This is a genomic window from Megasphaera sp. UBA4233 (assembly GCF_002395615.1).
GTDB classification, from domain to species: Bacteria; Bacillota; Negativicutes; order Veillonellales; family Megasphaeraceae; genus Megasphaera; species Megasphaera hexanoica.
On sequence record NZ_DGXL01000011.1, the window covers coordinates 33,845 to 55,800 of the forward strand.

General features: G+C 47.8%; 19 protein-coding genes. 3 read left to right on the forward strand and 16 right to left on the reverse strand.

Annotation, left to right across the window (positions count from 1 at the left end; all coding sequences use genetic code 11):
- Positions 1-104: 104 nt before the first annotated feature.
- Entirely contained in the window at positions 105-368 is a 264-nt protein-coding gene (locus B2U90_RS02450; protein ID WP_059075671.1) for a heavy-metal-associated domain-containing protein, read from the forward strand.
- 138 nt (positions 369-506) lie between these two features.
- On the opposite strand, the gene B2U90_RS02455 is transcribed toward B2U90_RS02450, so the two are convergent.
- The 6 genes from B2U90_RS02455 to argC all read right to left on the reverse strand — a co-directional run bounded on the left by B2U90_RS02455 (position 507) and on the right by argC (position 9,463).
- The gene (locus B2U90_RS02455) at positions 507-2,123 is read right to left on the reverse strand and encodes a YadA C-terminal domain-containing protein (RefSeq protein WP_292017018.1); all 1,617 of its coding nucleotides are present in this window, start codon (positions 2,121-2,123) and stop codon (positions 507-509) included.
- Between the two features lie 573 nt (positions 2,124-2,696).
- Positions 2,697-4,853 carry an ornithine decarboxylase gene (gene speC / locus B2U90_RS02460; protein ID WP_059075669.1) on the reverse strand — a complete coding sequence of 719 codons (2,157 nt, stop codon included), beginning with the start codon at positions 4,851-4,853 and terminating at the stop codon, positions 2,697-2,699.
- 106 nt (positions 4,854-4,959) lie between these two features.
- Positions 4,960-6,198: a Zn-dependent hydrolase gene (locus B2U90_RS02465; protein ID WP_170087950.1), complete on the reverse strand. Its 1,239-nt coding sequence runs from the start codon at positions 6,196-6,198 to the stop codon at positions 4,960-4,962.
- Positions 6,199-6,328: 130 nt separating this feature from the next.
- Positions 6,329-7,513 carry an aspartate aminotransferase family protein gene (locus B2U90_RS02470; protein ID WP_075581516.1) on the reverse strand — a complete coding sequence of 395 codons (1,185 nt, stop codon included), beginning with the start codon at positions 7,511-7,513 and terminating at the stop codon, positions 6,329-6,331.
- A gap of 98 nt (positions 7,514-7,611) precedes the next feature.
- Positions 7,612-8,472, reverse strand: a complete 861-nt coding sequence (gene argB / locus B2U90_RS02475) for an acetylglutamate kinase (protein ID WP_292017047.1) — start codon at positions 8,470-8,472, stop codon at positions 7,612-7,614.
- Between the two features lie 46 nt (positions 8,473-8,518).
- Complete coding sequence (argC, locus tag B2U90_RS02480; protein ID WP_292017019.1) at positions 8,519-9,463, reverse strand: N-acetyl-gamma-glutamyl-phosphate reductase; 945 nt, start codon at positions 9,461-9,463, stop codon at positions 8,519-8,521.
- A gap of 243 nt (positions 9,464-9,706) precedes the next feature.
- Between argC and aroD the strand changes: the two genes are divergently transcribed.
- The gene (aroD, locus tag B2U90_RS02485) at positions 9,707-10,456 is read left to right on the forward strand and encodes a type I 3-dehydroquinate dehydratase (RefSeq protein WP_292017020.1); all 750 of its coding nucleotides are present in this window, start codon (positions 9,707-9,709) and stop codon (positions 10,454-10,456) included.
- A 92-nt stretch (positions 10,457-10,548) separates the two neighbouring features.
- On the opposite strand, the gene B2U90_RS02490 is transcribed toward aroD, so the two are convergent.
- The 10 genes from B2U90_RS02490 to B2U90_RS02535 all read right to left on the reverse strand — a co-directional run bounded on the left by B2U90_RS02490 (position 10,549) and on the right by B2U90_RS02535 (position 19,996).
- Complete coding sequence (locus B2U90_RS02490) at positions 10,549-11,055, reverse strand: shikimate kinase (RefSeq protein WP_292017021.1); 507 nt, start codon at positions 11,053-11,055, stop codon at positions 10,549-10,551.
- A complete protein-coding gene (gene aroE, locus B2U90_RS02495) occupies positions 11,048-11,872 on the reverse strand; it encodes a shikimate dehydrogenase (RefSeq protein ID WP_292017022.1) in 825 nt (274 codons plus the stop codon). The genes B2U90_RS02490 and aroE overlap by 8 nt, the downstream gene beginning before the upstream one ends.
- A complete protein-coding gene (gene pheA / locus B2U90_RS02500; protein ID WP_059075662.1) occupies positions 11,869-12,720 on the reverse strand; it encodes a prephenate dehydratase in 852 nt (283 codons plus the stop codon). The genes aroE and pheA overlap by 4 nt, the downstream gene beginning before the upstream one ends.
- On the reverse strand, positions 12,713-13,816 hold the full coding sequence (gene aroC, locus B2U90_RS02505) for a chorismate synthase (protein ID WP_292017023.1): 1,104 nt from the start codon (positions 13,814-13,816) through the stop codon (positions 12,713-12,715). The genes pheA and aroC overlap by 8 nt, the downstream gene beginning before the upstream one ends.
- The gene (aroA, locus tag B2U90_RS02510) at positions 13,809-15,110 is read right to left on the reverse strand and encodes a 3-phosphoshikimate 1-carboxyvinyltransferase (RefSeq protein ID WP_059075660.1); all 1,302 of its coding nucleotides are present in this window, start codon (positions 15,108-15,110) and stop codon (positions 13,809-13,811) included. The genes aroC and aroA overlap by 8 nt, the downstream gene beginning before the upstream one ends.
- Entirely contained in the window at positions 15,107-16,180 is a 1,074-nt protein-coding gene (gene aroB / locus B2U90_RS02515) for a 3-dehydroquinate synthase (RefSeq protein WP_292017024.1), read from the reverse strand. Before aroB ends, aroA begins: the two co-directional genes overlap by 4 nt.
- Positions 16,161-17,048: a prephenate dehydrogenase gene (locus tag B2U90_RS02520; protein ID WP_059075658.1), complete on the reverse strand. Its 888-nt coding sequence runs from the start codon at positions 17,046-17,048 to the stop codon at positions 16,161-16,163. The genes aroB and B2U90_RS02520 overlap by 20 nt, the downstream gene beginning before the upstream one ends.
- Positions 17,049-17,491: 443 nt before the next feature.
- Complete coding sequence (locus B2U90_RS02525) at positions 17,492-18,370, reverse strand: polysaccharide deacetylase family protein (RefSeq protein ID WP_170087952.1); 879 nt, start codon at positions 18,368-18,370, stop codon at positions 17,492-17,494.
- Positions 18,371-18,402: 32 nt separating this feature from the next.
- Positions 18,403-19,233, reverse strand: coding sequence for an FAD binding domain-containing protein (locus tag B2U90_RS02530; RefSeq protein WP_292017026.1), 831 nt, complete (start codon positions 19,231-19,233; stop codon positions 18,403-18,405).
- 34 nt (positions 19,234-19,267) lie between these two features.
- A complete protein-coding gene (locus tag B2U90_RS02535; RefSeq protein WP_159897750.1) occupies positions 19,268-19,996 on the reverse strand; it encodes a suppressor of fused domain protein in 729 nt (242 codons plus the stop codon).
- A 520-nt stretch (positions 19,997-20,516) separates the two neighbouring features.
- On the opposite strand from B2U90_RS02535, the gene gdhA reads away from it, so the two are divergent.
- Positions 20,517-21,866 carry an NADP-specific glutamate dehydrogenase gene (gene gdhA, locus B2U90_RS02540; RefSeq protein ID WP_059075654.1) on the forward strand — a complete coding sequence of 450 codons (1,350 nt, stop codon included), beginning with the start codon at positions 20,517-20,519 and terminating at the stop codon, positions 21,864-21,866.
- Positions 21,867-21,956 lie beyond the last annotated feature (90 nt).

Below are 21,956 nucleotides of genomic sequence, written 5' to 3' on the forward strand. Positions count from 1 at the left end.
GACAAACACCGGATTGCATTGACTTGTATTTTTGCCATTTCTTCCGTATAATAGATGTATATAATAAAATTCATTCTCATATACGAGATGTGGAGGGGATATACATGGGATTCTTCAGTAACCTTTTCGGTTCCAGTCAGGAAGGAAAAGAAAAATATATCTATATCAGCGGCATGATGTGCGACCATTGCGCGGCCCACGTAAAAGAAGCGTTGGAAGCCGTACCTGGCGTCGTGAAAGCCAAAGTCAGCCTTATGGATAAACGGGCTACCGTCCATGTAACCGATGAGGCGGATGAAAAAGCCATGTTTAAAGCCGTCGTCAATGCCGGCTATTCCGTAGACAAGATTACCGATACAAAAGAATAAAAAGCGTCGTCACTACCATTCTGATGCATGTGTACTTACGATGCCGCACACAAAGGACCAGGACCTGTCGTTTGACAGGCCCTGGTCCTTTTATAGTATATTCTATGTTACTTTTACAGTTGTTTCTGCTATGGCAGGTTATTTAGCAGTTTTTTCTGCTTTGAGCTGTTCAATTTCTTTCTGCTGAGCCGCTAACTGATCCTGTAACTGACCAACAACTTTGTACAGTTCTTCCGCATCGGGCGAAGTGGTCTTTGTCTTAGCCGAGGACGGGCCAATCTTAAAGCTCAGTCCAAAGGTATACGCATTGTCAGAATCACCCATAGTGCTGGCAGCACTGAACATAACATTTTCGTTCGGGCGATAGAATGCGCCGAGAGCAACGCTGTTTTCTCCTTTAAACGAACCGGAAGCAACAGCAAAGTTGAGTTTATTAGCCGGATCAAAGTCGAGAGGATGAAGACCAGCCAATGCAGCCGAACGAGCACCAACTTTATTGATATCCGTCTTCATAGAGCTGTAATCACTGAACAACTGATTGATATTAGCACTATTCTGACCTACTTGGGCATCCAGGGCATTCAGATTCTGGCCAACGCTATTATTGCTCTTGACATAGTTACCATCTTTCGTCGTGCCGATAGCCTGTGTATTGTTTGCAATCTGATTCTGCAGCGTCTGGTCTGCTGCTGCACGGGTCTGGGCTTCCTGCAAATCTACGGCACTCAGTGCATTAAATCCATCAGCTACGTTCTTGTTAATCGTGTTGACAGAGCTTACCAGATTGTCATTGACCTGTTTGATGACTTTATCCTGTGCGGCATCAGCGCCCTTGCGTTCAGCTCGTTCCTGTGCAACGGCCTGATCACGGGCAGTAGCTTCTGCATCGATATTATCTTGCAGCGTCTGGTCAGCAGCTGCACGCTCCTTCGTTTCAGTACCAATGGCTTTCTGGTTAGTGGCAACCGCATTATCCAAAGCAGTCAGATTCTGACCTACCGTGTTATCGGCACTGACGATGTTGCCCTGGCCGGCCTCTGTCGTTCCATCTTTGAAGCCTTTTTCTACACTGACAGCCTTATTGACTTTTTTATCTGTACCAACTACCAGTTTGCCATCTTTATCAACATGGAGCGCCGTATCTACTTTGGCTTTTTCTAAGTCTGCTTGGTCAGCTTTCTTTGCAAGAGCTTCATCAGTTTCTTGTTTATTGGCTGCAATTGCAGTATCTAAAGCTGTCAGATTCTGGCCTACCGTGTTATCGGCACTGATGATGTTGCCCTGGCCGGCTTCTGTCGTTCCATCTTTGAAGCCTTTTTCTACACTGACAGCCTTATTGACTTTTTTATCTGTACCAACTACCAGTTTGCCATCTTTATCAACATGGAGCGCCGTATCTACTTTGGCATTACCTACTTTCGTTTTAAGAGCATCAAAATCCGTTTTGTTGGCCTTAGCATCTAAAGCTGCTTTGTCTGCTTTCCCTACAACAGCTGCATCTAGTGCATTCAAATTAGCACCTACGGTGCTATCAGACTTAACAATATTTCCACCTGTTGTCGTTCCATCTATAATCCCTTTAGTTACATTCACCGGATTCATAATAGGTTTAGTTCCTATATTAGTAGAAACTTTTAAAGTCGTCCCATCAAGAACAACCGGATTTTCTGCACCTACTACAGAAATACCAACAACAGTGGCACCCATCAAGCCTGCTAAAATAGCTGTCGTCAATTTTTTCCCTGATAAATTCATGATTCTCTCCTCCTGTTACATGAAATACACTTATGAATTTTTATTTCACGAACTAATTTTCCTTGTTCCTGACCGGCATGTCAGGTTACCCAAGGAAAGGAGCAGAGAATATAAAACAGGCAGCATGCTGTAATAGCTGTATCTTTTTTTATATTTATCGTAATGATTTCTTATATTAATAGAAAATAGTGTCGAACAAATACCCCCCCCGGTATATTCGAGGCGCAAAAATTTTCTTCTTTTCATATATTGTATTGCACATCATCGGCACAAATATACACTGGTCAGGAGCCATATTGCCACCTCCTTCCTATAAAATAATAAACAAAAAAAACAAATCTTTTTGCTTGACCCTATTGTATCAAATTTACATATATTTGTCACGAAATGGATATATTATTATCCTATTGATGTAATGTGCTATCTTTTCCATGTCAATTTTGTTTTAAAATATATGCAAATATTCATTAGCATCGTATACGTAAGCAATAATTTTGACACTGTAGACAAAAAGTCTGCCGCACCTGGCATGCGACAGACTTTTATTTTATAATACACAGCAACATTCCTGTTCTATTCTTTTAATACATATCCATACGCACGGATGCGGTCACCTTCGTGTTCCAGGTATACGCCCTGGATTTCCAGGGCAAAGCCGGGCAATTCATTCAGGCTTTCTTCCAATGCCTTGAAATATTGGACAGCCGTATGGGACCAGCGTTCACCTGGTACGACGCAAAGGACGCCCGGCGGATATGGCAGCGCTCCTTCCAGAGCAATGCGGCCTTCGATTTCATCGAGAGGCACCAGTTCCCGTTCACCCCGGATAAAGGCATAATGAGCTTCCTGGGGACGCATGACGTATTCCGGGAAAAATTCTTTGCGAAATAGTTTTTTCTGCAAATCCTTAACATTCCGGTCTTTGAAGAAGTCGTGCATTTCCTGACAAAGCTGCCGCAGCGTATATCCCGTATAGCGGCCGGGGTACTTATTGTATACGCCCAGCAGGACTTCCTGCATAGGGACGTTGTTATCCACAAACCGTTCAAAGCGGACAAGCTGGCTCGTGAGAAAACGGAGTTTATTCTTATTTTCTGCCGGCGTCAGCAAAAACAGGATAGAATTGAGATCGCATTTTTCCGGAATGACTCCATTTCCCCGTAGATACGTAGCCAGAATATTGGCATGGATACCGAAGTTTTCATACTCTCCCGTTTCGGCATCGATTCCCGGCGTCGTCAGCAGCAGTTTACAGGGATCGACGCGATACTGATTGGGACCATACCCTTCAAAGGCATGCCATCTGGCACCGGGTTCAAAAGTGAAGTAATCAATATCATCGGCCATAGCTTCCGTATTTCCCTTCTGCCACGGCCGGTCATGCACTACAGGTGCCACAAAGGGACGGATATAGTGACAGCGGCGAAGAATATCTTTGCGGGCTTCTATTCCCATTTTTACACAGTCCCGCCACATCTTGCGCCCGGCGTCACCGGCATGGATTTTGGCATTGACATCGAGAGTAGCAAAGAGCGGATAAAACGGGCTCGTCGTCGCCTGAGCCATGAATGCGTTATTAATAGTCTTGTGATTCACATAGCGCGGCTGGTCGTGAATATGACTATCCTTTTTGTGAATCTGTGACGTTTGGGAAAAGCCAGCCTGTTGTTTGTGTACGGACTGGACGACAAAGATGCCCGGGTCGTCTTTTCCCAGGTCCAGGAGCAGCGGGCTGCTATCTTTGAGCATGGGAATGAATTGTTCATATCCGGCCCAGGCTGAATCAAAGAGGATGTAATCACAGAGATGACCAATGCGGTCTACTACGTAGCGGGCATTATACAGAGTCCCATCATACGTATCCAGCTGAATGACTGCCAGACGGAACGGGCGGGGCTGCTTCGCCTTTTCCGGGTCCCGTTCAGCAGCAAGCTGCCGCAGATACGTTTCATCAAAGCAATGAGCATCAATGCCGCCAATAAACCCATAGGGATTGCGGGCCGTTTCCAGGTATACCGGCGTAGCTCCGGCCTGTATGAGCGCCCCGATGGCTACTGATTTATGATTATTCCGGTCATAGAGTACCAGGTCACCCGGCGTAAGAAGCGCATTAGTCACGACACGATTGGATGCCGATGACCCATTGAGGACGAAGTAGGTCTTGTCTGCATGAAAGACCTTGGCAGCAAAATCCTGTGAATCGAGAGCCGGCCCCTCATGAATGAGCAGATCCCCCAGAGTAACGTCGGCATTACAGATGTCTGACTGAAAAATATGAGAACCAAAGAAATCGTACAGATACCGACCTGCCGGATGCTTCTTGAAAAAGGCGCCATCCTGATGGCCCGGGCAGTCGAATGGGTTGTTCTTTTCGCTGACGTATTCGACAAGCTCCCCGAAAAACGGAGGTAATACAGTCTGTTCATAATTACTGGCCAGACGTTCCGCCGTTTCAATGCAACGGCTCTTATTGACCATTTCTTCCGAAAGGACCATGTCTACCTTATCCAGATAATGAGACGGCAGCTTTTCTCCACTTGGCATGATGACCATGATAGGGATGCCAAACCCGGTAGCATCGATGGTATCAATGTAGTCATAGTCCTGATCTGATAAGACGGCGACAGCCACATCGGTAAAATCCGTCTGTTCTACAGGCACGATTTCCCGGTCGCTGTCCACAAAATAATACTGCACGTCAAAACTGTACGCAATCTTTAAATGTTTCATATGTTTTCTCTCCTATCCTCTTCCTTTCAATTTGATAGCCCTATTTTAGTCTTAATATATAAGAATAACAAGACTTGACAGGTAATTTAATAAGATATATTCATTCCTATTGTGCCGTAAGCTGTCGAAGTGTCTGATAGAGGACTTCGGCCCCCTGTTGGATATACCTGTAATCGGTCCATTCTTCCGGCACATGGCTTCTTCCATCCCGGCTGGGTACGAAAATCATAGCAGTCGGCATCAAATGATTGAAAACCATTGTGTCATGACCGGCTCCAGAACACATGCGTTTGTATGGAATATGAAGCATCTGTGTCTGAGTTTCCAGAAGGTTCTGCAAAGACTGATCCATTTCGACAGGATCGGCATGTAACCGCTCTTCTATAGCATAGGAAAGGCCGGGATTCTGTTTCTTACTCGTTTCCAATGAGGCCTTTACAGCCTTCATGACCGTTTCAATACTATTCATGTTCCGGCTCCGGCAATCAATGGAAAACACCGTCTTATCCGGGATAATATTACCTGCCCCGGGATGAGTCTGGATTATTCCGGTGGTAAAGACCGTACCGTCTCCCAATGTCAACGCTGTATCAGCGCCGGCCGATACAGCGTTTGCCATAGCTAATACAGTATCAGCCCGCATTGTCATCGGTGTGGCACCTGCATGGTTAGAAATTCCTTTAATAGTAACAAAATAATATTTCAATCCTACAATTGCTTCAACGATTCCCAGTTCAAGATGTTCCCGGTCAAGGACAGGCCCTTGTTCGATATGCAATTCTAAAAAAGCAGCCCAGTCTCCTGTATGTATCGTCTCACTGGCAATTTTTTCAGGATTCTTACCATAGGCCGTAAGGACCTCTGCAATCGATTGCCCCTGAGCATTGCGGAAACGATGAATTTCATCGTCATAAAGTTGCCCGCACATAGCCCGGCTTCCAAACAGGCCAGAGCCAAACTGAGGTCCTTCTTCTTCCGGAATAGCTATACAGCAAAAAGGCCGGCGGGGCCGGATTCCTGCATCGTGAAAAGCCCTCGCCGCTTCCAGTGCGGTACAGATGCCTGCAATCCCATCGAAATTGCCTCCTTCTGGCACAGAATCGAGGTGGCTGCCTGAAACAACAGGGGCGAGTTCCGGTTGTTCTCCCTGCAAGGTCCCTAATATGGCACCTACGGCATTTTCCCGTACGGTAAGTCCGGCTTTTTTCATTTCTTCTGCGATATAATCAGCAGCTTGCCGGAATGCCGGTGTATAGGAAAAACGGTTACAGCCCCGTCCTTTCTTCGACTGAAACTGGGCAATCGTCGTTATATCTTTCTTTATTCGTTCTGCTTTTGTTATCATAGAAACTTTCCTTTCTTTATATACTATGACATATCATAGCATGAACAGCATAAAAACAAAAGCTGCCATGAGAGCCCGTTTATCGGGGATTGGGTTCTGTTTCTCACAGCAGCTTCTGTTTTAGATTGTATCAGCCATCAATGACGGCTTTAATTTTTTCTATACCCTTCTGCAGTACGTCCATGGGGATATTCAGCGGAGGCAGCAGGCGCAGGAGTCCATTGGCTGTCAGGACCAGGACGCCGGCATCGACGCATCCGTTGACGACTTCCATAAGATCTTTTTTCAGTTTGACGCCCAGCATGAGACCCAAGCCGGATACCCATTCTACATTCTGGCAGCTTTCCAGTTCTTTTTTGATATATTCGCCTTTTTTACGGACATCGGCCATGAGGTCATCATCGAGACGGTCAATAATGGAAATGGCTCCGGCAGCACAGATAGGATTACCGCCAAAAGTCGAGCCGTGGGTATGATCCGTCAGGGCGTGCTGACAGGAGTCAGCAAACATCGTCACGGCAAATGGCAGCCCGCCACCGATGGCCTTGGCCGTCGTTACAATATCTGGCTGTATGCCATATCTCATATAAGCATAGAGGGCGCCCGTACGGCCGTTACCTGTCTGCACTTCATCGATAATGAGCAGGATGTCATGAGCTTTGGCATAATCCGCAACCTGATGGACGAAATCCGGATTCAGCGGATGGACACCGCCTTCACCTTGTACCAGTTCCATCATGATGGCACAGGTCTTATTTTCTTCAGCCAGTTTTTTGACCGATTCGAAATTATCCGGTTCGGCATAGACAAATCCCGGCAGGAAGGGACCGAAGTCCTGATGGAGTGAATCCTGACCGCAGGCAGTAAGAGTAGCCATTGTCCGGCCGTGGAAGCTATTTTTCAGAGTAATGATAGTATAGCGGCCATCGCCATATTTATCGTGGGAATATTTACGGGCTGCTTTAATGGCGCATTCATTTGTTTCAGCACCGGAATTGGAGAAAAAGACTTTCTTCATGCCTGTTTTTTCGCAGATTTTTTTTGCCAGGACAATCTGTGGTTCTGTATAGAAAACGTTGGACATATGACTGAGTTTGCCCAGCTGATTGATGACAGCCTTCTGCCATACGTCATCGCAAACGCCAAACACGTTGACGGCAATGCCGGCACTGAGGTCGATATATTCCTTGCCATTGACATCGTATACCAGAGAGCCTTTGCCATGATCGAGAACGGCATCGAGGCGGTTATATACATTAACGATATATTCTTTATCTAATTTTTCAAATTCTTTCTTTTCTGTTTCTACAGACATATTTATTTCCTCCTTTAAAACAACCCTGTATACATATAGCAGATGCCCGGATACGTATAGTAATTCCAATGGCTGCTGAAACAACAGTCATCGAGGCATTATTGTTTAACAAACATAGTTCCCAGCCCTTCTTCGGTCAGCATTTCGATGAGAATAGCGTGAGGTACTGTACCATTGATGATGAATACCCGCTTTACACCACAGTCGATAGCGTCAGTACAGCATTTGACTTTGGGGATCATGCCACCGGCAATGATTCCTTCGTCAGTAAGCTTCTGCACCTCCTGCATAGTCAGGCTATGGAACAAGGTGGACGGATCTTCAGGATTGCGGAGCACACCGTCGATATTGGTCAGGGAAATCATGCACTCTGCCTGGAGAGCACCGGCAATTTCAGCCGCCGCCGTATCGGCATTGATATTATAGGAAACGCCTTTGCCATCGGTTCCAATAGACGAAATGACGGGAATGTATCCATTGGCCAGACTGTCATGGATGAGTTCCGGATTGATATGAGTGATTTCCCCGACCAGTCCCAGTTCATCACTTTGTTTTTTTACCTGGATCATATCGTCGTCGATACCGCACAGACCAATGGCTTTGCCTCCCAATGATCCCAGGAGATTGACCAGATCCTTATTGACCTGACCAGCCAGTACCATCTGAACGATTTTCATCGTCGCTTCATCGGTTACACGCAGACCATTCAGGAATTTCGATTCCAGCCCCACCTGATTGAGCATATCCTTGATATGCGGTCCGCCGCCGTGGACCAGGACAACTTTGACACCAATGAGGTGCAAAAGCACAATATCTGCCAGTACGGCTTTGCGGAGTTCTTCATTAATCATCGCATTGCCGCCATATTTGACGACTACGACTTTGCCGTAATACTCCCGGATATAAGGAAGGGCATCGCGCAAAATGCGTGCCTTCTGGGCATTGCTCACTTCCTGTATGTCGTGATCCATAAAAGTTGTCGTTGTCATAACTGTACGATTCTCCTTAATCTCCCAGATTCAGACCCGTTTTCGGATCTATGCCAAGCATAATATTCATATTCTCGATAGCGGCTCCCGATGCACCCTTCCCCAGATTGTCAAAAATGGAAGTAAGGAGAATCCGCTGATCATTTCCTGTGACGAAAATTTCCATGTCATCGCGGCCGCTCATGTCATTGGCCGCCAGAAAACCACCTTTATCTTCCCCCAGGGGGCGTACATGGATAAAGTCACAGCCATCATAATGGGCCGCCAATGTCTCCCATACATCCTGTATGCCCGGCGCGCCCTTCAGCAGTTTCGTAAAGACCGGGACGGTCACTTCCATGCCACTGTAATAATCATCTACAATCGGCGAAAACATCGGTTTATCCGCCAGATGACAGATGGTAACAATTTCTGGCAGATGTTTATGCGTCTGTCCCAGTCCGTACTGGCGGGGTGACAGGAGGTCTGTCGTCTTTTCTCCTTCATAGGCAGCTATCATCTTTTTGCCACCACCACTGTACCCCGTAAGGGAAAAAGCGGTAACGGGATAGTCAGCAGGCATCATCCCGGCAGCGGTCAAAGGCTGGACAAGGGAAATGACGCCACTGGCATGACAGCCGGGGTTGCCGACACGACTGCTATGAGCGATCTTTCCGCTCTGTTCCTTTGATAATTCAGGGAATCCATAGACCCATCCCGGTGCAATGCGGTGAGCTGTAGACGTATCGATGATTTTGACACCGGTTCCTTCAGCCAGACCGACCGCTTCGACGGCCGCTGCGTCAGGCAGGCAGAGAAATGCAATATCTGCCGCTTTCATATATTTTTTTACTTCATCCGGATTTTTTCGCAATTCTTCAGAAATCTGTAATAATTCAATATCCTGACGTGCTGCCAGCCGTTCATGGATGCGCAGTCCTGTCGTACCTGAATGACCGTCAATAAATACTTTTGTTTTCATGGTGCCACTCCTTAGATGCCGTATGTGCAGCTTAATTAATTTTAATGAATATTTATTGAATTTTTATTCATTATAGTTAATGTCATACCATTTGTCAAGAAAAAAGTACCGTATGACCCAAAATCTGTATCTTTCCCCTGTCATCCGGCTATATTCTGATAGTCTTTCATTGCCTGCATCAGCTGCGTACGTTATAATATCGTCAAAAGAGAAAAATCTGCTGCATTAGGAGGAATATATATTATGGTAAAAATTGGCAACGTGCCTCTCGATAACGGCATGCCGAAAATTTGTGTTCCCATTGTCGGCCGTTCCCTGGACGAACTCGTCCAGGAATGCCGCTATCTAAAGGATAAGATATATGATGTCATCGAATTGCGCATCGACTTTCTAAAGGATGTCCTGTCCCTGGATGCCGTCGGCCAGGCCCTGACAGTCGTCCGGCAGGAATTACCGGACGAAGCCATCCTGTTCACGTTCCGCACGAAAGAAGAAGGCGGCGAAACGGACGTTCCCGAAAGCTACTACTTCTCTCTCCTGGACTATACTATCAAAAGCGGTACCATCGATGCTGTGGACATTGAATACTTCCGTGACCGCGAGGACATCAAAAAGACTTTGACAGTTGCCAAAGAATATGGCATCACGGTCATCATGAGCAGCCACGATTTTCATAAGACGCCATCCTTCGACGAAATCACAGGCCGTCTCATCGGCATGAAAAAGCTGGGAGCTGATGTTGCAAAACTGGCCTGCATGCCCAAATCAGCGAAGGACGTATTGACTCTCTTATCGGCGACGGAAGCTATCAAATCCCAGTATCCTGATGAACCGCTCATCACCATGTCTATGGGACGCCTCGGTGCTATCAGCCGCATCAGCGGAGAATGTTTCGGATCTTCTCTGACCTTTGGTTCAGCCAAAAAGGCCTCTGCCCCGGGCCAGCTGGAAGTAACGACACTGCACCAGATTTTACAGGCGCTCCATGGCTGAATCACACTGCTCATTTTCTTTTTCCCAGCATACGACAAAAACCGGCTGCCGCATGAAGCAATTTCTGCTCCACACGGCAGTCGGTTTTTATATTACGGGATATTTTCAATCAGTGTTTCAAATTCGTCGAGGACCGATTCCATAGGCTTATCGTTGCGGATACAGTAATCGGCAGCCTCCCGGTACAGACCGATGCGTTCTTCATAGAGATCATACACTTTTTGCCTGCCATCTTTCAAGAGGGGCCGTACGGAGACATCAACATCGCTGACGATATCTTCGGGAGAACGATCCAGGAAAAAGACCGTACCCGTTTTCTTGAATATAGAGATATTTTCCGGCCGTTTAATGACGCCTCCCCCACAGGCGACGACAATCCCTTCTTTAGACGCCAGAAACCGGCTGGCCCGGACTTCGGCATCGCGGAAACAGTCTTCACTGATGGCAAAGAGTTCCGGAATGGATTTTCCTTCCTGCCAGACAATGACATCATCGGCATCATAAAAGGGGCGGTTCAGCCGGATGGCAAGAGCTTTTCCCAACGTACTTTTCCCACAGCCGGGCATGCCAATAATGATAATATTCCGTTTATCATTCATAGAGGTGCTCCATTTCCTTAGCAATCTGTTCAACTATGGATGAAGCAATTTTCTGCCCCGTCCATAGTTCTTCTGCCCCCACTGCCTGAGCCACGAGCATGTACATGCCGTTCCGTGTCCGGGCACCATGGCGGCGTGCCGTTTTCAAAAGTTCTGTATCTTTGGGATTATAAATGAGATCTACGACAGCCGGAAAGGCCGCAATGCATGCTTCAGAAACAGGGCATCCGTCCATGCGGGGAAACATGCCTACAGGCGTGCAGTTGACCAGTACATCCCCGCCGCGAGACATTTCAAGCGATTGGTAATCTATCTCCGATGCTCCGATTTTCTTCGTGAATGCATCAAATTCTATCTTGGAATGAGGCTGGCGGGAAACAATTGTAATCGACCTGGCGTTCTTGTCTGCCAGATATTGGATGATGGCTCTGGCGGCTCCTCCGGTCCCCAGGACGACGCAGTCCTGTCCGGCAACTCCGATACCAGCCTGTTCCAGAGACCTGCCAAATCCGTCATAATCGGTATTATATCCGAATGCTCCTTCATCGGTGAAATGAATCGTATTGACGGCCCCGATGATCCGTGCTTCCCGGGATATATCCGTCAGATAGGGCATGACATCCCTTTTATAGGGAATGGTAACATTACAGCCTGTATATCCATCCTGTGCCAGGCGTTTTAAATTTTCTGCCAGACTGTCCGGGGGCATTTCCAGTACATCATAGGTTCCGGACACACCCATGGCCTGAAAAATTTTTTCATGAATAGCCGGAGAAGCCGTGTGCCCCAGTTTTTTTCCTATTAGTCCTGCTTTCATCGAATATTGCCCCCTTTGTCAGATGGATAATTCCCAAGGATTTTAAAATAATTACAATGTTCTTCCAGATTGTGCAGTACGATAGCTGTTGCTGGATTCCGTATATTACCCATGACATCAATATGGAAAAAATACTCGAACGGACGCCCCTTGATAGGCCGCGATTCCAGATGAGTCATATTCATGGCATTATAGAAGAAATGGCCTAACACATGATACAGCGCACCGGGCTTGTGTTTGGTCGTCAATACCAGCGTAATCTTGTCCATATCATCGCTTTCTTCCATTTCTGCAGAAATAATGAAAAACCGGGTATAGTTCATGGTGTTGTCGTTGATATGGCGGGCCAGTATGGTAAGCCCGTACATATCGGCCGATATGGTATTGGCAATGGCTCCGATGTGGACATCGCCCGTCTTATGCACCATTTCGGCACTCTGGGACGTACTGAAATAGGGATGAAGCAGCCAGTCTTCATGTCCTTTCAGGAAATCCCGGCACTGGGCAATGCCCTGGGGATGGGAATAGACTTCGTGTATATCGGCCAGAGTCGCTCCGGGCACTCCCAGCAGATTATGTTCGATACGCACGTACTTTTCTCCGGCAATGTGGCAATCATAGCGGTGAATCAGATCGTACACATCAGTAATACCGCCCGTTGAGGAATTTTCAATGGGCAGGACCCCGTAACGCACCTGTCGCCGCGCCACGGCCTGGACGACATCTTCAAACTGTGAGGCATACTGAGGTTCTATATCTTTCCCGTCAAAATAGGACATCATCGCTTCATACGTATAAGACCCGGGCAAGCCAAAACAAGCGATGGCCATTGGCTTCGTCTTAGTCATGAGCGCCACCTGTCTTCCTGCTGCCGAGGAAAATATCCAGTATGGTCCAGGCCGTGGCCGCTTCTACGACAGGTACGGCCCGTTGGACAATGCAGGGATCATGTCTCCCTTTAATGACCAGTTTACAATCCGCCTGTGTATCCGTATCGATGGTATCCTGTTCTTTCGAAATGGATGCCGTCGGCTTGATGACCAGGTGGAAATTGACCGGCATCCCATTAGTGATACCGCCATTGATTCCCCCATTGTGATTGGTGCGCGTCCTGATCACTGTCCCGTCATAATAAAAGGAGTCATTGATTTCAGAGCCATGATGCGATGCCATGTCAAATCCATCACCAAAGGCTACCCCTTTGACGGCAGGAATAGAGAAAAACATATGAGACAGCCGGCTTTCGACCGAATCGAAGAACGGATCACCCAGGCCTGCCGGCAGTCCCAATATCTGCCCTTCTATCAAGCCACCTACCGAATCGAGCTGGCTTTTGGCTGTCAGGATTTCTTGTTCCATCAAAGCCGCCTTAGTTCCATCAAGGACAGGCAGCGTCTGCTGTTTCAATTGCTGAAACAGGGATGGCGACTCACCGCAGGGAGCAAAATGGCGGTCAGCAACCTGTCCGATGCGCAGGATATGGGCCCCTATGCAGATACTTTCCCTGGCCAGGATTTGGGAAGCTATGGCACCGGCAAAGACGAGTGGTGCTGTAATACGGCCGGAAAAATGACCGCCCCCGCGGTAATCATTGTATCCGTCATACCGTACCTTACCGCTGTAATCGGCATGACCGGGCCGCATCATATGGCGCAGCTGGTCATAATCCCGACTGTGCTGATCATTATTGCGTATCAGGACACACAGCGGTGTTCCTGTCGTGTGGTCGTTGAAATAACCGCTTTCGATTTCAAAGGCATCGGCTTCCTGTCGTGCCGTAGACATAGCATTCCTTCCGGGAGCACGACGGGCCATTTCCTGCCGTACGGCATCCCAGTCGATAGAAATACCGGCAGGAAGTCCGTCCAGGACGGCCCCGATGGCCTTTCCATGAGATTCTCCAAAAATTGTCAGTCCTGCATGATATCCAAAGGTATTATTCATCACTGCCAGCCTCCTCTGTATATGTTCCGCCCATAGCCGCCACATCCTGCCAGAACCGGGGATAGGATTTCCTGACGCATTCTGCCCCATCGATCTGTACCGGCCCTTCAGCAATCTGGGAAGCCACTGCCAGAGACATAGCAATGCGATGATCGTTCCAGGCCTGTACGCATCCACCATGAACCTGGCCGGTACCTTCAATGATGAGGCCGTCTGGTTCTTCTGTTATCCTGCCGCCTAATTTATTCAATTCTTCTGCCATGGCGTGGAGCCGGTCACATTCCTTGAGGCGGACACGGGCGGCATTGACGATATGAGTCGTGCCGCTGGCAGCCGTCGCCAAAACCGTCAGCACCGGGACCAGATCCGGGCAGTCGCCGGCATCAATCGTCGTCCCTTTTAAAGCAGACGGACTGGCCATGAGGCCGTCTGGTTCTTCTGTTATCCTGCCACCCATGCGGCGGATAATATCGACGATGACTTCATCTCCCTGGGCGCTGTGGCGGCGGAGGCCGGTCAGTTTCACATCATGGCCCAGACAGCCTGCGGCCAGCCAGAATGCAGCCTGGGAATAATCTCCTTCTACCTCGTACCGGCCCGGCTGGTACGACTGACCGCCAGCAATCTGATACACACCTGGTTTTTCTTCTTCAACCTGCACGCCATGGCGGGCCATCGTATCCAGGGTAAGGCCGACATAACTGGCTGATTCCAGTGTCGTCGAGCTATAGAGAGCCGAATCTCCCGTAAGGAGTGGCAGTGTCAGGAGCAGCCCTGTAAAGAACTGGGAACTGACATTGCCCGGCAGAGTATACGCGCCGGGAGAGAGTGTCCCCGTCACCGTCAGAGGAAGACCGCCGTCGTCAGCTGTCTGATAGGCAATATGGCGGGACTGGAAGATAGCATAATATGGCTGGAGAGGCCGTGAAACAAGGCGTCCCCGGCCCGTGTACGTGACAGTGCGGCCGGTCAAAAGTCCCAGCGGGATAAGGAAACGCAGTGTCGAACCCGATTCACCACAATCAACCGTCACAGGATTGCGATCCTGGCGGATACCGCCTTGTATTCGATAGGAAACGCGGCCTGGCAGTGTATCGGAAATTTCTTCTATTTGAGCACCAAAATGGCGGAGAACCCGGCAAGTCGCTTCGATATCTTCCGATGGGGAAATATGTTCGACCACGCTTTCTCCTTCTGCCAGAGCGGCACAGATAAGATCGCGGTGTCCCAGGCTTTTCGATGATGGGACGGCCAGTACGCCCCCGAACGGATGGGGTGTCATGCAGATATTCATGATGGTGTGCCTCCTGTGATATAAGTCGAAAGATCAGCCAGTTCCACTGGCAGCAGCCGGCAGGAACCAATCCGATTGAGAATGATGAGTGTCATATGAGAACCGCGTTTTTTCTTATCATGTCCGATATAAGGTAACAAGTCGTCAGCCGATGCGTCCACCGTATACGGAAGGTGATATCGTTTCAGGATGTCCACCAGACGTCGGGCCGTCCCCGCTTCGGTCAGTCCCAGTGCCTCAGTCCGTGCCGTGAGAAGAGCCATTCCTATGGCAACGCCTTCCCCATGAGTATAGTGACCAAACCCATACAAGCGTTCAATCGCATGCCCGATTGTATGGCCGAAATTCAGGATCATTCGTTCCCCCATATCATACACATCGTGTTCCACCACATCCGCCTTAATCCGGCAGCAAGTTTCTATAATTTCATCCCAATGAGAAGTAATGCTATGTTCATCCAGTGTTTCCATAAGGGAAAACAGGCCCGCATCACGGATACAACCGTATTTGATGACTTCTCCCAATCCATCGCGGACAAACCGTTCCGGCAGTGTCTGCAATAAATCCGGGTCAATTAATACGGCTTTAGGCTGATAAAAAGCACCGGCCTGATTCTTGCCGCTCGGCAGATCAATCGCCACTTTACCACCGACACTGCTGTCCACCTGGGCGATGATAGAGGTAGCAATCTGAACAAACGGCACGCCCCGCAGGAACGTAGCTGCCGCAAAACCTCCCAGATCTCCGACGACGCCGCCACCGAAGGTAATAATCATATCCGACCGGGTAATACCCAGGTCCGACAGCTTCTGATAGATGTCTAACAGCTGATTGGCATTTTTGTACGCTTCTCCTGCGGGAATGACAATGCATCCGGTCCGGAATCCTGCCTGCTGCAGGCTCTGTTCCAGGCGTTTACCATAGAGTGGTTCCAATGTGCTGTCCGTAATGATGGCAACTGTTTCTGCTTTTGTCAGACTGCGGATATAGTTGCCGGCCCGGTCGAGAAGGCCATTTTCAATATAGATTTCATACGAATCGTTTCCTAATTCAACGTGGATTTGTTTCATGAACTAATTCCCTTCTCCGCAAAGCGGCCTGCTGTAAAAATTGGGTCATGCCCTTGGTATCCTCATCAGAAAGCAGTTCGGCAAACGCTTTCAACGATGCACTGAACCGGTCAATTTCTTTCAAAAGGTTATCCTTATTAGAAAGGAACAGTTTGGTCCAGAGCGGGGCATTAATATCTGCAACGCGTGTCCCGTCACGGAAACTGCCGGCAACAAAATACCGCGTCATCGTATCCATCGATTCACTATTTATGAGAGATATGGCCAAAACATGGGGCAGACTGCTCGTATAAGCAATAAGTTTATCGTGTTCTGCTGCTCCTACGCGTACCACGTGGGCACAGCCAAGGGCACGTGCCATCCGTTCAATCACATCGACATGTTCCGGCTTATTGCCTTCCATAGGTACGAGTATATAATTGGCGCCATCAAAAATTTCAGCCCGGGACATGCCATAGCCACTGCCTTCCCTTCCTGCCATTGGATGTCCCGGGACAAAATCCAGATCATTCCGGAGCAGTGACCTGATCCGGTCAGCCGAATCCCCTTTGATGCCAGCGACATCTGTCAGCAGAGCCCCTTGTTTAAAATCCTGACGGTGCTGTCCAATAAACGCCATCATAGCATCTGCAGCCATGCAGAAAATAACTATATCGGCCTCCCCCAGAAGCTGACTGCCATCATTCGATGCTTCATCAATGGAACCATCGGCCAGTGCCTCTGCCAGAGCCGCCTGATTAACGTCAATCCCAATGATAGACCTGACATGTAATTTTCGTAATCCCTTGGCATACGAACCGCCAATAAGTCCCAGCCCGACAATCGCGATGACATAATCCGTAAAAAAACCACTGTCTGTACTTTCCATTGCGTTCCCCCCAAAATATTCGCTGCCTGATAGCTGTTGGCAACGTTTCCTCTTTAGTATACTAAATGACGTACGCTAGAAAAAGAGGTTCCTCTGATTTTCTTTTATACCGTACGGTCTGCAACAGGAATCAGATAGCATACCACAAAAAAAACAGGCTCCCATGAGCCTGCCTTATGCTGCATCCGCCGCTGCCGTCTTATACAGTGATATTTTCCCACTGATTCAAACAACCCATGTCTTTGTCTCGTCTATGCATTTATCACAGCAAAAATAGCCAGTGCCCAAATACAGGTAGGCCTGGCTGTTTCTAAAGCTATATGCAACTGCCGTGAAAGACATAGCGTTATTCATGGTACGGCTCCTTGCAGAACTGAAATTTAAAATAAGATAAACATATACTATACCGAAATTGTTTCCTTGTCAAGGACTTTTGTATACCATCACCAGCTCGGCGGAATGGCCGTTGTGACGACGCGGAATGTATAGCCCTGGCTCTTGAGCAGTTTAATGAGTCCCGGCAAAGCTTCTACCGTCGCCTGATGGCCACTGGCATCATGCATGAGAATGACCAGGTGGCTGTGGAGATATGGCCGCAATGCCAGCTGCTTCTTAATATTTTCTATTTCTTTTCCAGCTGTTTTACCCGTCCCATCGGCATCTCCCGTCAGGGCATTCCAGCCTACTTCGATATACCCTTCCTGGTTGAGAGCCTGCCAGAACGCCTTGGTAAAATGTCCCGATGTGCCACCCGGCGCACGGCTGATAATAGGACGCACGTGGATGACATCATAAATCAGACCGGCCGTCTGATTGACTTCATCCATATAGGCTTTAGGCGACGCATACAGTTTCTTATAATCATGGCTGTAGGAATGGATGCCGATGGCATTGCCCGATTCATAAATAGCCTTCACGACGTCGGGATACCGTTCTACATTATTACCGGTCAGAAAAAACGTAGCATGAATCTGTTCGTCTTTCAGGATTTTCAGTATTTTTGTCGTATTTTCTTTATTCGGCCCATCATCAAAGGTTAGATAGGCCACATGATCCCCATAATAATAATCCCTGGTCGTACCGTATGTCAGAGGAAGACCTTTGTCCTTACGCTGCTGTACCGTATAATGATCATACACAGGCAGGTCATTATCGACAGCTGGCAGAGTAAAATCATCTCCCACAAATGCCACATCGGGGTGAGATATGGCAGCAGCCTGTTGTACCTCCGGTGCTATATGTCCGTGATGATTATACAAAAACCATCCACTACCTGCTAACACACATATGGCCAATAAACCAGTTATTATTCTTCCCTTCACGTTCTCTACTCCTTACCTTTTGATTCCATTCCTTACCTTTTAACAGATTTCATCGTCAGGCTGTTCTGACGGCTGAATCCTTTCCACGCTTTTTTAATCAATATGCGCATCATATCTATAGTCAGCTCCCGGCGTTCCTGCTCAGAACAAGGGCCGAAATTTTCAAAATCCAGTTCTTCGCTGACCATGTGAGCCACATTTTCTCTGGCCTGCAGTCCTTTGGCAGACAATTCCTCACTAGCCTTTTCTGCAATAGCTGCTGCACCGGGACGACCGCCGACGACAATCCGCCACTGATCTTCTCCCATAGTGACAGCGCCAGTCAGATATGGCTGCTGGCCCGTCTCACTTCTGTAGGCCATATACGCGGTATAGACGAACTCCCGGGCAATCACGATTTCTGTGATTAATTCCCCCATAGGAGGACACGAAAGATAATCCCGCAATTCCATACGCCCTTTGTCTTCCAGGACCACATCGACAGTCAGGGACAAGAGAATAGGAAGCAGCATGGAAAAAGGCTGTTTGGAAGCAATCAGGCCACCCAGCGTTGCCCTCTGTTTCAGTTCCCGGTCCGGTACCTCTCTCAAAGATGCACATATGGCCCCTCCTGCCAGGCCCTTCAACAGTGGCGATTTCTCTATTTCTGCCATCGTCGTCATCGCGCCGACAGCGATTTCTTCTCCTTCGTCCCGGATATAGGAAAGCCCGGTATGATCCAATTCGATGGCCAGTTTATAATGAGTATCTTTACGTTTCAACTCCTGCGCACCGGCTACAAGAACTGACGATGCGACAGTCCGGTAAGCACTATACGCTTCAGCCGATGTATGGGGAGCAATGACACTATCACTCGATACCACTTGGCGCACCTCCTTTCACAACAGTTTTATTCTATTACTTTAATAGTCCTTGTGCAACATGACTGCGATGCAAATCCAAAAGAAACGACTCATGAGTACAATCCAGGATCCGCTCAATCAGTGCATCCGGCCCCAGCCTATCATAGGCTTCCAGTTCATCGGCATACAACAGGACTGGCATTAGTAATTGGATAATTATGCCATCGTCCAAAGTCAGTTCTCCCAATTCACCATCAAACTGTACCATAAGGACTCCACAAAGATCACTTTCCGTAGTGAATGGTTCGTTTGACTCTGAATTGGGAAGGATGAACCCGTAAGACATCCACAGATGATGAGCATGCGGAAATTTAGCCAGATCACGGATCATCCGAAGCGGCCAGGCAGCCTGTTCCCCCATAGAAAGAATTCGGTCATGGGCAAACGGCCAGTCAGATGGCAGCATCAGACACAGTTCACTATATGATTCCCGCACTTCGCTACTTTCCGTTCCTTCGGGATAGGTCATCGGTGTGGCACTCATCCCCAGAGTATGAATAACATAAAACGGCTCTTCTGTCGTAGGATATAAAACCTCTATATCAACAGGCAGCGGAACCGGTTCCGTATCAGCCAGGACCGTCCGTTTCCGGTTGGGAAACAACGTATGGAAGTATTGTTCCACTGCTCCGGTATATTCACGATGCAATACGGGCACCGGTTTCATTACCAGATCATTCATAGAAAAAAAATGTGTGATTTTAGGAATCGGACAACGGTCCATCGGTATCACTCCCTTATGTTCTATCTTACTATAACATAGACCGGCCATTTGTTGAACCCATCAGACGCCCTTTCCTTTTTTAGTCAGGTCTCTAATGCCGGTTTATATGGGAAAACAGATATCCGGAAGACTGCATTATCTGTACCGGTAAGTATATGCTATATATACATTATATGATGTGATATGATGTACAGATATTCATCATATCACATATACCATCTATATCGCATTACGCATTTTGTCCTTATATAGCAAACAAATATAGTCTATTTATAATACATTACAAATTATCATTTATAAAATAATATTAAGGCATGATACAGCCGTTCATTTATTTTTTAATATAAATTAAATTTTTTCATTATATTTTATTTGCATTTATTTATATTTTTAGTATTTTCCTGAAAATGTTATAATTTATTTTCACATTATGGTATTTGCAAACGAAAAAAAAAGTGTTATGATAAGGCCGTAGAGAGAAGTTCGGGGTAAACTAATTTTTCAAATGAGGTGAAGCTTTATGAACAAGTATCTTGCATCTGTAATCGAAAACGTCAAAACGAAACACGCTAATGAACCGGAATTTGTCCAGACCGTAGAAGAAGTATTCTCGTCCCTGGATCCTGTCGTAGAACGTCATCCGGAATACGAAAAATACGATCTCCTGAATCGCATGGTCGAACCGGAACGGATGTTTACATTCCGCGTTGTCTGGGAAGATGATAACGGTAAAATCCATACCAATACAGGTTATCGCTGCCAGTTCAACGGCGCAATCGGGCCATATAAAGGTGGTCTCCGTTTCCAGAAAAACGTATATCCCGGTATCATTAAATTCCTCGGTTTCGAACAGATTTTCAAGAACTCTCTGACGGGTCTTCCTATCGGTGGCGCCAAAGGTGGCGCAGACTTTGATCCCGATGGCAAATCCGATGCAGAAATTATGCGTTTCTGCCAGAGCTTCATGCAGGCCCTTTATCGTTACATCGGTCCGGACATCGACGTACCGGCTGGTGATATGGGCGTTGGCGGCCGTGAAATCGGTTACCTCTTCGGCGAATATCGTCGTCTGAAAGGCTGCTTCGAAAACGGCGTACTGACCGGGAAAGGCTTCAGCTATGGTGGATCCCGTATTCGTCCGGAAGCGACAGGCTATGGTGCTGTATACTATCTGGAAAATGTCCTCAAACACGATGGCGAAGACATTAAAGGCAAAACGATTGCCGCCGCTGGTTTTGGTAATGTTTGCTGGGGTATCTGCAAGAAAGCTGCCCAGCTCGGTGCCAAAGTTGTTACCCTCTCTGGTCCGGACGGATATATCTATGATCCTGATGGCGTCGTAACTGAAGAAAAGATCAATTACCTCCTCGAAATGCGTGCTTCCGGTCGCAACCGCGTCCAGGACTATGCTGATAAATTTGGCGTAGAATTCCATCCGGGTGAAAAACCGTGGGGCGTCAAAGTTGATATCGTTATGCCGTCGGCTATGCAGAACGACGTACATATGGAAGAAGCAAAACAAATCGTCGCTAATGGTATCCGGTACTACATCGAAGTTGCCAACATGCCGACTACTAACGACGCATTGAAATATTTGATGGAACAGCCGAACATGGTCGTTGCTCCGTCCAAAGCCGTAAACGCCGGTGGCGTTGCTACGTCCGCTCTGGAAATGAGCCAGAACAGCGAACGACTCGTATGGACTGCAGAAGAAGTCGATGCCCGTCTCCATGAAATCATGAACACGATTTATCAGAATTCTGTAGACGCAGCAGAACGCAACGGTTTCGGATATAATCTCGTAGCAGGTGCTAATATCGCCGGTTTCGAACGTGTAGCCGATGCTATGCTCCAGCAGGGTGTATTCTAAATCTACAACTCCATAACTCATGTACTATCAGGAGGCTGTCTAAAAGACAGCCTCTTTTTCATGCCGCTGCGATGCCGATGTGAGCGAGGT